Annotated in this window: 10 protein-coding genes; 9 read left to right on the top strand and 1 reads right to left on the bottom strand. The window is 66.8% G+C overall.

Features of this window, described 5'->3' with window-relative positions; genetic code table 11:
• Window positions 1-333 precede the first annotated feature (333 nt).
• Window positions 334-1,410 carry an ATP-dependent DNA ligase gene (locus NG696_RS03545; RefSeq protein ID WP_252574054.1) on the top strand — a complete coding sequence of 359 codons (1,077 nt, stop codon included), beginning with the start codon at window positions 334-336 and terminating at the stop codon, window positions 1,408-1,410.
• A 115-nt stretch (window positions 1,411-1,525) separates the two neighbouring features.
• Here the strand turns inward: NG696_RS03545 and NG696_RS03540 are convergent, their stop codons facing one another.
• A complete protein-coding gene (locus NG696_RS03540; RefSeq protein WP_252574052.1) occupies window positions 1,526-2,845 on the bottom strand; it encodes an MFS transporter in 1,320 nt (439 codons plus the stop codon).
• A gap of 233 nt (window positions 2,846-3,078) precedes the next feature.
• On the opposite strand from NG696_RS03540, the gene NG696_RS03535 reads away from it, so the two are divergent.
• The 8 genes from NG696_RS03535 to pcaC all read left to right on the top strand — a co-directional run bounded on the left by NG696_RS03535 (window position 3,079) and on the right by pcaC (window position 10,980).
• Window positions 3,079-3,894 (top strand): IclR family transcriptional regulator, encoded by an 816-nt coding sequence (locus tag NG696_RS03535; protein ID WP_252564586.1) that lies wholly within the window; start codon window positions 3,079-3,081, stop codon window positions 3,892-3,894.
• Between the two features lie 136 nt (window positions 3,895-4,030).
• Window positions 4,031-4,912, top strand: a complete 882-nt coding sequence (locus tag NG696_RS03530; RefSeq protein ID WP_252564584.1) for a shikimate dehydrogenase — start codon at window positions 4,031-4,033, stop codon at window positions 4,910-4,912.
• Complete coding sequence (locus NG696_RS03525) at window positions 4,912-6,834, top strand: bifunctional sugar phosphate isomerase/epimerase/4-hydroxyphenylpyruvate dioxygenase family protein (RefSeq protein WP_252564582.1); 1,923 nt, start codon at window positions 4,912-4,914, stop codon at window positions 6,832-6,834. The genes NG696_RS03530 and NG696_RS03525 overlap by 1 nt, the downstream gene beginning before the upstream one ends.
• Window positions 6,835-6,879: 45 nt before the next feature.
• Window positions 6,880-7,662 carry a protocatechuate 3,4-dioxygenase subunit beta gene (gene pcaH / locus NG696_RS03520; RefSeq protein ID WP_252564580.1) on the top strand — a complete coding sequence of 261 codons (783 nt, stop codon included), beginning with the start codon at window positions 6,880-6,882 and terminating at the stop codon, window positions 7,660-7,662.
• On the top strand, window positions 7,652-8,227 hold the full coding sequence (gene pcaG, locus NG696_RS03515; protein ID WP_252564578.1) for a protocatechuate 3,4-dioxygenase subunit alpha: 576 nt from the start codon (window positions 7,652-7,654) through the stop codon (window positions 8,225-8,227). Before pcaH ends, pcaG begins: the two co-directional genes overlap by 11 nt.
• The gene (locus NG696_RS03510; protein ID WP_374208647.1) at window positions 8,224-9,702 is read left to right on the top strand and encodes a lyase family protein; all 1,479 of its coding nucleotides are present in this window, start codon (window positions 8,224-8,226) and stop codon (window positions 9,700-9,702) included. The genes pcaG and NG696_RS03510 overlap by 4 nt, the downstream gene beginning before the upstream one ends.
• Entirely contained in the window at window positions 9,695-10,513 is an 819-nt protein-coding gene (locus NG696_RS03505; RefSeq protein WP_252564576.1) for an alpha/beta fold hydrolase, read from the top strand. The genes NG696_RS03510 and NG696_RS03505 overlap by 8 nt, the downstream gene beginning before the upstream one ends.
• An 11-nt stretch (window positions 10,514-10,524) precedes the next feature.
• The gene (gene pcaC, locus NG696_RS03500) at window positions 10,525-10,980 is read left to right on the top strand and encodes a 4-carboxymuconolactone decarboxylase (protein WP_252564661.1); all 456 of its coding nucleotides are present in this window, start codon (window positions 10,525-10,527) and stop codon (window positions 10,978-10,980) included.
• Window positions 10,981-11,021: the final 41 nt, after the last annotated feature.

The following is an 11,021-nucleotide window of genomic DNA, read 5'->3' as shown; positions in this document are numbered from 1 at the left end:
CCGGATCATTGATGACTGGGGGACTTAATCATGCCGAGACCGACAGGCCAACAACCCCAATTCTTACTCGTTAAGGGGCTACTAAAAAGGTAACGGGGGCCTCCTGGCTGGAGCTGGTGCCTGCGCTTGCCGGCACTTCCAGTGTGGCGGGGCAATGTTGCGCCCGCGTTTCCTCAACGTTAGGAGCCGGTTAGTTCTCCGCGATCGATTAGTTTCCGCCGGCACCATGGGATTCGGAGAACGCCACCCGCCAAACCGCGCCGGAGCCTTCAGCCGGACATTGTGCCAGTTCAGGCCTACCGCCGGTGGGTCTCCCGGGCAAGAATGGGCACTATGCAACTTCCGGTGATGCCCCCCGTCCCGCCCATGCTCGCCAAAGCCGTCAGCGGAATGCCCGACGGTGCCCTCAGCTATGAGCCCAAGTGGGACGGGTTCCGGTCCATCATTTTCCGCGACGGCGATGAGCTGGAGATCGGCAGCCGCAACGAAAAGCCCATGACCAGGTATTTTCCTGAGCTTGTGGCAGCCCTGAAGGAGAACCTGCCGCCCCGCTGTGTGCTGGACGGCGAGATTGTGCTGGTGAGGGCAGCCGGTGACCGGCTGGATTTTGACGCCCTGCAGCAGCGCATCCATCCCGCCGCCAGCCGCGTGAAGCTCCTCGCCGAACAGACCCCGGCCAAGTTTGTGGCCTTTGACCTGCTGGCCCTGGGCGACGACGACTACACCGGGCGGCCCTTCGCCGAGCGGCGGGCAGCGCTGGAAAAGGCGCTCGCCGGCAGCAAGGCGCCCGTCCACATCACCGCCGCGACCCAGGACAAGGCCACCGCCGAGCAGTGGTTCCAGCAGTTCGAAGGTGCAGGCCTGGACGGGATTGTGGCCAAGCCCCTGGACGGCTCCTACCAGCCGGACAAACGCGTGATGTTCAAGGTCAAGCACGAACGCACCGCCGACTGCGTAGTGGCCGGCTATCGCGTGCACAAGAGCGGACCGGACGCGATTGGCTCGCTCCTGCTCGGCCTGTACAAGGACGACGGCGGGCTGGCCAGCGTGGGCGTGATCGGTGCCTTCCCGATGAAGCGCCGCCAGGAGCTTTTTGCCGAACTGCAGCAACTGGTCACCGACTTTGACGGGCACCCGTGGGCGTGGGCCAAGCAGGAGGAGGGAGATCGGACGCCGCGGAACGCCGAAGGCAGCCGGTGGAGCGCAGGCAAGGACCTGTCCTTCGTGCCGCTGCGGCCGGAGTTGGTGGTGGAGGTCAGGTATGACCACATGGAGGGCGACCGCTTCCGCCACACTGCCCAGTTCAACCGCTGGCGGCCGGACCGGGACCCCGAATCATGCACCTACGCCCAACTGGAGGAACCGGTGAACTTTGACCTGGCTTCCGTGCTCGAGGCCGGGCGGCCCTAGCTACCCAGCCGTCCGCCGTCGTACTTTTGCTGCCTGAATGGCCCATTTTTCAACAGGGAAAGCCCGCCATTTGGGGGAATGGCGGGCTTTCCGGTCTCAAAACCGGGCTGGTGCGTTACTTCAGGCCAAGCTGCTTGGTGGGGACGTTGAAGGTTTCCTTGGCCGTCAGGGCGGAGATGGCCGAGATGCCGCAGATGACGGCGGTGAAGATGCTGATCTGGACCCAGCCGCCGGGCCTGATGCCGCCCATGGCTGCCACGATGGCCGGGGCGAAGCCTGCCATCAGGAAGCCCAGCTGGGTACCGATCGCCAGTCCGGAGAACCGGACCCTGGTGCTGAACATTTCGGAGTAGAAGGACGGCCAGACGGCGTTTGAGGCTGCGTAGCCGAAGGAGAAGAAGCCGATCGCTGCGAGGAACATCAGCGGGATGCTGCCGGATTCCAGGCTGAGCAGGAACACCGGGGTGAGGATGGCGCTGGCCACGGCGCCGTAGATGAAGACTGGCTTGCGGCCGATCCGGTCCGCGAGCTTGCCGAACAAAGGCTGGGTACCCAGTGCCACCAGGTTGGCGCCGACTACCAGCCAGAGCGTGGTGGTGCCGTCCACCCCTGCCACGGTCTTGGCGTAGGTGATGGCCAGGGTGCCGAACACAGTGGAGACTGCGGCGATGAAAGCGCAGCAGACCACGCGGAGCACATCGCGCCAGTGGTCCTTGAGGAGGTCGGCAACGGGCAGCTTGGAAATCTGGGCGGTCTTCTGGGCTTCCTCGAAGGCCGGCGGTTCGTGCAGCGTGCGGCGGATGAAGAATGCCACCAGCACTACCACTGCGCTGAGCCAGAACGGAATGCGCCAGCCGATGCCGTACTTGATCTCGTCCGGAAGGGCCAGGACGGGGATGAAGACCAGCGCGGCGAGGATCTGTCCGCCCTGGGTGCCGGTGAGGGTCCAGGAGGTGAAGAAGGCGCGGCGGTTGTCCGGTGCGTGTTCCAGTGTCATGGACGAGGCGCCGGCCTGCTCACCTGCGGCGGAGAGGCCCTGGCACAGCCGGGCCAGCACCAGCAGGGCCGGAGCCCACCAGCCCACGGTGTTGAAGTCGGGGAGGCAGCCGATCAGGAACGTCGAGGCACCCATCAGCAGCAACGTGAACATGAGGACCTTCCGCCTGCCCACGCGGTCACCGAAGTGGCCCAGGATGACGGCGCCGAAGGGCCGCGCCACGTAGGCAAAGCCGAAAGTGGCGAAGGACATAACGGCCGCGTTGGCCCCGGCGTCCGGGAAGAACACCGTGGGGAAGATCAGGGCGGCCGCGGAACCGAAGATGAAGAAGTCGTAGTATTCGACGGCGCTGCCCAGGAAGCTGGCGAGGGCTGCTTTCTTTGGCGTCCCTGCCGGGGCAACAGTGCCCGGCCCGGCGGACGGAAGTGTCTGGCTCATGGAGTTCCTTAGATGTGACGACATTGTCGCGGATGGATCTGGAGGGTCGCAGCCGCAGCTGCCTGAGTGGAGGCTTGGTGCGGTGCGGCTGGAGTCCGTTGAAAGACCCGGACGAGTAGCCACATGGTGGGAGCTACTTGTGCGATATAGCAATGATGGCTGTGAGCGCAGTCACTTGTCAAGAAAATAATCACCATCTAGAAATAGTTGCCACGATGTGGCAATATCGACCTATGAGTGTGAATCAAACCACAGCGCCCAATGACGTCGCCGCTGAGCCAAAGACGCCCAAGGGTGACCGTACGGACATGGTGGGCAAGGCCCTGGGCCTGCTGGTCCTCCTGGGTGACGAGCCGCGTGGCGCCAGCGCCGCGGAGATCTCGCGCCGCGCCGACCTCCCCTTCAGCACCACCTACCGCCTGCTGGGATCCCTGACGCGGGACGGATTTGTGGACTATGAGCCGGACGGCCGCCGCTACCACCTGGGCCTGCGGATCTTCCAGCTGGGACAGCGGGTCTCCAACCATCACGGATTTGCCGGCACGGCACTGCCGGTCCTGCGCCGCGTGACCGAGCAGACGGGGGAGGCTACCATCCTCAGCGTCCGCGACGGCCACCATCACCTCACCGTCAACAAGGTGGACGGATCGCAGACCTTCCGTGTCACCAGCGATCCCGGGCATCTGGGCGCCCTGCATGCTACAGCCGTGGGCAAGGCGCTGGTGGCTTTTGCCGAGGATGCGGAGCGTGAAGCGTTGATTGAGGAGCTCGAGCTGGAACCCCTCACCGAACACACCATCACTGACCGTGCCGCTTTCCGCGCCGAAATCGAGAAGGTGCGCCGGCAGGGGTATGCCGTGATGGACGAGGAGAACGAGAGCGGCATGCGCGCCGTGGCCGTGCCGCTGCTCAATTCGCAGGGCCACGCCTTCGCCTCCCTGGCCACCGCCGTTCCCGTGTTCCGCCTCAGTATCGAAGCCTTGCTGGCCCATGTGCCCCTGCTGCAGGACGCTGCGGCCGAGCTGGCCGCGCGCTTGCCGCAACGGTAAAAACTCGAAGATGTTCGTATGTAGAACATGCGTGCGAGAAGTGAACAAGTGTTGTACTGTAATCCCTATCACCCGACCGCCGCGGACGCCTTGAGCGCCGCCGCCCGCCGGGTGCCGTATCAAAGGAGCTGCCCGGATGAGCAATCGAACTGAGTCCTACCTTGTGGGACTGGTCGGCGACGGCGTTATGCCGTCCCTCACTCCCCCCATGCACGAACGCGAAGGCGATGTGCAGGGCCTGCGCTACCTCTACCGCCCCATTGACCTGCTGGAGCTCGGACTTTCCGGCGACGCCGTGGGGGACCTGCTCAAGAGTGCCCGCAGCCTGGGCTTCAACGGTCTGAACATCACCCATCCGTGCAAGCAGCTTGTGCTGGCGCACCTGGACGAGGTCTCGCCGGATGCCCTCAGGCTCGGCGCCGTCAACACCGTCGTCATCGAGGATGGCCGTTTCATCGGCCACAACACCGACTTCTCCGGCTTCGCCGCCGCGCTCGCCTCCGGCCTCCGGGGCGCACGGCTGGACCGCGTCGTCCAGCTTGGCGCGGGAGGTGCCGGTTCCGCCGTCGCCTACGCCCTGCTCACCGCCGGCGTGAAGGCGCTGGACCTGGTGGACGTGGACCCCGCCCGCTGCGCGGCACGCGCCGCAGAGCTGGCCGGCTTCTTCCCGGGCAGCACCGTCACAGCTCGCACGACGGTGGAGCTGCCGCAGCTGATGCCGCTGGCCGACGGTCTGGTGCACTGCACGCCCGTGGGCATGGCCGCCCACCCGGGCGTCCCGCTGGACCTGGACCTGCTGGAAACGCGGCACTGGGTGGCGGACATCGTCTACCGGCCCATCGAAACGGAGCTGGTCCTGGGAGCCCGCGCCAAGGGCTGCGAGGTCCTGGACGGCGGCCGCATGGCCGTAGGGCAGGCGGCGGATTCCTTCCGGATTTTCACCGGGCTGGACGCCGACGCGGACCGCATGCGCAGCCATTTCCTGGAGCTCGTAGCCAAGGAAGAGGTGGCGGCCTGATGCGCACCGGAATCGCCACAGTCTGCCTCTCCGGCACCCTGAAGGAAAAGATGCAGGCCTGCGCCATCGCCGGCTTTGACGGGATCGAAATCTTCGAGCAGGACCTGGTTACGTCGCCGCTCACCCCCGAGGACGTCCGCAAGATGGCCGCCGACCTTGGCCTCACGCTGGATCTTTACCAGCCGTTCCGCGACTTCGACAGCGTGTCCGACGACCTCCTGGCCGCCAACCTCCGGCGCGCCGAAGCCAAATTCAAGCTCATGGCGCGGCTGGGCATGGACACCATCCTGGTCTGCTCCAACGTGGCCACCGCCAGCATCGACAGCGACGACCTCCGGGTGGAACAGCTCGACAAACTGGCGGCGCTGGCGGGGGACCACGGCGTCAAGGTTGCCTACGAAGCCCTGGCCTGGGGCAAGTACGTCAACGACTACGAGCACGCTCACAAGCTCGTGGAAGCCGTGGACCACCCCAGCCTGGGCACCTGCCTGGATTCCTTCCACATCCTGTCCCGCACCTGGGACACCGCCCCCATCGAGGCCTTCAACCCGGACAAGATCTTCTTCGTCCAGGTGGCAGACGCCCCCAAGCTCTCCATGGATGTCCTCTCCTGGAGCCGGCACTACCGCGTTTTCCCGGGCGAGGGCCAGTTCGAGCTCGCCAAGTTCATGGGCCACGTGGTCCGGGCGGGGTACAGCGGCCCGGTGTCGCTGGAGATCTTCAACGACGTCTTCCGCCAGTCGGACGTGGAGCGCACCGCCGTCGACGCCATGCGCTCGCTCATCTGGCTGGAGGAACAGAGCGCCAAGTGGCTGGATGATGCTTCCGACGGCGGCACCGGCACTGGTGCCGCTGGCACTGTTGCTGGTGGTCCTATGGCCCCCGGCCGCCGTCGTTATCCCATGGAACTGGCCACGCTCCCGCAGGTGGCCGAGCCGGCTGGCTACAACTTCGCCGAAGTCAGGGCCGCGGACACCAAGGGGCTGGAAACGGTCCTGGGCCAGCTGGGCTTCGAGTTCAACGGCCGGCACCGCACCAAGGCTGTGCAGCTCTGGACCATGGGGCACGCCCGGCTGATCATCAACGAGGCCGCACCAGCGGACGGGGACGATTCAACGGGGGACGCGTCGCCCACCAGCGCTCCCGCTATCGCTGCCCTGGGGTTCGACGTCGACTCCCCGGTGATTGCCGCCGCCCGCGCCCAGCAGCTTAAGGCCCCCGCGGTCCCGCGCAAGAGCCAAGCCAACGAGGAGGTGTTCCAGGGCTTCGCCGCCCCGGACTCCACCGAGATCTTCCTGTGCCAGGGCACCTCGGACGGCACCGCAGCCTGGACCAGTGAATTCGGGGAGGGTCTGGAAAAGCCCGCCGCCGAAGCCACCGCCGTGATCGACCACGTCAACCTGGCCCAGCCGTGGCAGCATTTCGACGAGGCCGTCCTCTTCTACACGAGCGCACTGGCCTTGGAGCCCCAGCCGTTCGCGGAAGTGCCGAGCCCCACCGGTCTGGTCCGCTCGCAGGTCATGGCCACCGGGGACCGCGCCGTGCGGCTGGTGCTGAACCTTGCGCCGCTGAACCAGCAGCGCAAGACCTACCAGGAACACATCGCCTTCGCCGTGGATGACCTGGTGGCCACCGCCAGGAACTGCAAGGCCCGCGGCCTGGAATTCCTGCAGATCCCGGCGAACTACTACGAGGACCTGGACGCACGCTTCGGCCTGGCATCGGACTTCCTGGTCACGCTGCAGGACCTGAACCTCCTGTACGACCGGGACGCGGACGGCGAATTCCTCCACTTCTACACAGCCACCGTGGGCAGTGTGTTCTTCGAAATGGTGGAACGCCGCGGCGCCTACGACGGCTACGGCGCCCCCAACGCCCCCGTGCGGCACGCAGTCCAGTACGACCACCTGCAGCACCGGTAAGACGGCACCACCAGTCATCACCAACAACCAGAAAAGGAGACCGCAGTGGAGACACAGCAGGATCTCAGTGCAGAGATCAACGCCATGGGCGATGCCTACGCGCGGGCGCTCAAGGACGGCGCCCCGGCCGAGACCCAGCCCCGGCTGGACTACGCGCCCTACCGCAGCAGCATCCTGCGGCACCCCACCAAAAGCCTGCACCACGCGGACCCGGAAACCATCGAGTTGTTTTCGCCGGCGTTCGGCCACCAGGACGTGCACGCCCTGGAGTCGGACCTGACCATCCAGCACAACGGCGAACCCCAGGGCGAGCGGATCATCGTGGCCGGCAAGGTCCTGGACGGCGACGGCCGCCCCGTGGCCGGGCAGCTGGTGGAAATCTGGCAGGCCAACGCGTCCGGCCGCTACATCCACAAGCGTGACCAGCACCCCGCCCCGCTGGACCCCAACTTCACCGGAGTGGGCCGCTGCATCACCGGACCCGACGGCTCGTACCGGTTCACCACCATCAAACCCGGCGCCTACCCGTGGAAGAACCATGTCAACGCCTGGCGCCCGGCCCACATCCACTTCTCGATGTTCGGCACGGAGTTCACGCAGCGGATCGTCACGCAGATGTACTTCCCCGGCGACCAGCTCTTCCCGCTGGACCCCATCTACCAGTCCATCGTGGACCAGGACGCCCGCGACCGGCTCGTGGCCAGCTACGACCACAACCTGACCGAACCCGAATGGGCCCTCGGCTACAACTGGGACATCGTCCTTACCGGTTCCAAGCGGACCTGGACCGAAAACGAGGCGCTCGGCGCAGCAGGAGATGAGGAATAACGTGAGCACAACCACCAAGCTTGTTCCCACCCCCGGCCAGACCGTCGGCCCGTTCTACGGCTACGCCCTGCCGTTCGTGAAGGACAACGAACTCCTGGCTCCCGGCTCGCCCGGTTCCATCCGCCTCCAGGGCACCGTGTATGACGGCGCAGGGGCAACCATTCCGGACGCCATCCTGGAGATCTGGCAGCCTGACGCCGCGGGCACAATCGTGCAGCAGACCGGTTCACTGGTCCGCGACGGCTACACCTTCACCGGCTGGGGCCGCGCTTCCGTGGGCCACTCCGGTGTGTACACGTTCACCACCGTAAACCCGGGCCCCACCGAGTCCGGTGCTGCTCCGTTCATCTCCGTCGCCGTGTTTGCCCGTGGCCTGATGAACCGCCTGTTCACCCGCGTGTACCTGCCGGAGAACGAGGAAGCCCTCGCCAAGGATCCGCTGCTCAGCTCCCTGGACCCGGACCGCCGCAAGACCCTCATTGCCCGGCGCGATCCCGACGGCGGGCTCACGTGGGACATCCACCTGCAGGGCGACGGCGAAACAGTCTTCCTGGATTTCCAGTGACGGAGGCCCCCGGCACGGAAGGTACCGGCCACTTCGGAAGCGCGGCTGACGGTGACGTCGGCCTGTTGAGTCCTGTTTCGGCGTCGCCCCTGGTGACGGCTCTGACCGGTGACCGCGCCGTGCTGGCGGCGATTCTCGCCGTCGAGTCCGGCTGGGCCGCCGTGCTGGAGAAGGCGGGCCTGGCGCCGGCCGGTTCCGCCGCCGTCGTGGCCTCGGCCGCCGAGGCGGGACGCTACGACGCAGCAGACATCGCGCTCCGGACCCAAAGCGGCGGCAACCCCGTCATCCCGCTGCTGGCAGACCTGCGGAAGCACGTCACGGCGCTGGACGGCGCCCGCGTCGGCGCAGTGAAGGCGGTGCACACGTCGCTGACCAGCCAGGACGTGCTGGACACGGCCCTGATGCTGCTCGCGCGCAACACCGTCGAGGCGGTGCTGGCGGATCTGAAATGCACGACGGCGGCGCTCGCCTCCTTGGCCGAACAGCATGTGGACACGCTGGGCGTGGGCAGGAGCCTGACCCAGCATTCCCTCCCCTTTACCTTTGGGCTGCGGGCGGCGCAATGGTTCCACGGGCTCGCCGCCGCCGGACAGCAGCTGGGCAACGTGCCGTTCCCGGTGCAGTTCGGCGGGGCGGCCGGAACATTGGCCGCCGGAACCGTGCTGACCGCAGGAACGTCCGCCACCCCGTTTGACCTGGCCGACTCACTGGCCCGGCAACTGGGCCTGGCACCGGCGCCGGCACCGTGGCACACAAACCGGTTGGCCGTCACGTCCCTAGGACATGCCCTGGCCTCGGCGCTGGACGCCGCCGGCAAGATCGCCACCGACGTCCTGTTCCTGAGCCGGCCCGAGGTGGCCGAACTCGCCGAACCGCGCGCCGCCGGTCGCGGCGTCTCCTCTGCCATGCCACAGAAGCAGAACCCGGTGTTGTCGATCCTCATCCGCAGCGCCGCCCTCCAGGCGCCTCAGCTGGTGGCCCAGCTGCACCTGGCCGCTGCCAACTTCAACGACGAACGCCCCGACGCCGCCTGGCACACGGAGTGGCCGGCCCTGCGCCAGCTTCTCCGCCTGGCACTCGGCGCTGCCGGTCACCTCCGGGAGCTCGCCGAAGGCCTGCAGGTTTACCCCGACGCCATGCGCCGCAACCTGGACCTTGCCGGCCCGTTGCTGCTGGCCGAAGGAGTGGGCGCTGCCGTCGCCCCGCTGCTGACCGAAAAGGATGGCCGCAGCGGCAAAGAACAGCTGCAGGCCGTGGTGGACCGGACGCTCCAGGCGCCCTCAGCCGAACAGCGCGCAACTTACCGTCGGCTGCTTCGCGAGGCCGTCCCGGCTGGCGTGCTCACCGATCTGCGGCTCGGCGAACTCCTGGAACCGGCCGGCTACCTGGGCCAGGCAGCCGAAATCTCGCGTCGCATCCTGGCCGCCTACCCCGACTTTTCAAAACCTACCCAGAACGGAGCCAACCGTGGCTAAACCGACCCTGAAGGCAGTTCTGCTTTCACCCGAACGGGCCCTTGGCGAACGTCCCCTGCTGGTGGTTGGACCCTCCTTGGGTACGTCCTCCGTACTTTGGTCCGACGCGGCCACCCTGCTGGCCAACGACTACGACGTGGTGGCTTGGGACCTGCCCGGCCACGGCGTCTCACCCGCCGCCACGGAGACGTTCGACGTCGCCGCGCTGGCGGATTCAGTGGTGGACCTGATGGACTCGATCGCCCCGGGCGAAGCCTTCCACTACGCCGGGGTTTCACTCGGCGGCGCCACCGGCCTACAGCTGGGCATCAAGCACGGCGAACGCCTCAAGAGCCTGTCCATCCAGTGCACCGGGGCCAAAATCGGCACCCCCGAAGCCTGGCTGGAACGCGCCGAAACCGTTCGCAGCCAGGGCACTCCCGTCATGATCCAGGGCTCCGCACAGCGCTGGTTTGCGCCGGGGTTTATGGACCGTGAGCCCGAGCGGAGCAGCCGGCTCCTGCACGCCCTCCGCGACACCGACCGCTTCAGCTACGCCTTCTGCTGCGAGGCGCTGGCCGGCTTTGATGTCCGTGACGAACTCGGCAGCATCACCGTCCCCACCCAGGCAGTTGCCGGCGCGGCAGACACTGTTGCACCGCCGTCGATGGCTCAGGAAACCGTTGACGGGATTACCGCCGGCGGCGGCACGGCAAATGCTGTGACGCTCGAGGGAGTGGCGCACCTGGCCCCAGCCGAGGCGCCCGCCCACGTTGCCGAACTGCTGCGGACCCTCATCATCTGGAGCGAATCCCGCGGGGCAGCCAAGTGAGCGGCGCTGCCCTGAACGGGGGAGAACGGCACGGCGTCGTCCAGCCGGATGCCACCAGCCAGGAAATTTACGACGGCGGCATGGTGGTCCGCCGCGAAGTGCTGGGCGCCGCGCATGTGGACCGGGCCAACGCCACCAAGAACGAGTTCACCGAGGATTTCCAGGACATGATCACGCGGATCGCGTGGGGTGGCATCTGGACCCGGCCGGGCATCTCACGGCAGATGCGCTCGGCGGTGACCATCACCGCGATGGTGGCGCACGGGCACTGGGAAGAGCTGGCCATGCACATCCGCGCGGCCATCACCAACGGCCTGAGCAGGGACGAAATCAAGGAAATCCTGCTCCAGACGGCCATCTACTGCGGGGTTCCCTCCGCCAACACGGCCTTCAAGACCGCCCAGCAGGTCTTCGTCGAACTCGACCGCGCCCCCACCCTGGACTCCGCCGCCACCCCACCCAACTAGCGCCCCCACCCAACTAGGTAGCACTAACTGTCGTTATGAGC

Source organism: Pseudarthrobacter cellobiosi (assembly GCF_023913755.1).
GTDB classification, from domain to species: Bacteria; Actinomycetota; Actinomycetes; order Actinomycetales; family Micrococcaceae; genus Arthrobacter; species Arthrobacter cellobiosi.
This window is presented reverse-complemented; position numbering and strand designations above follow the sequence as displayed.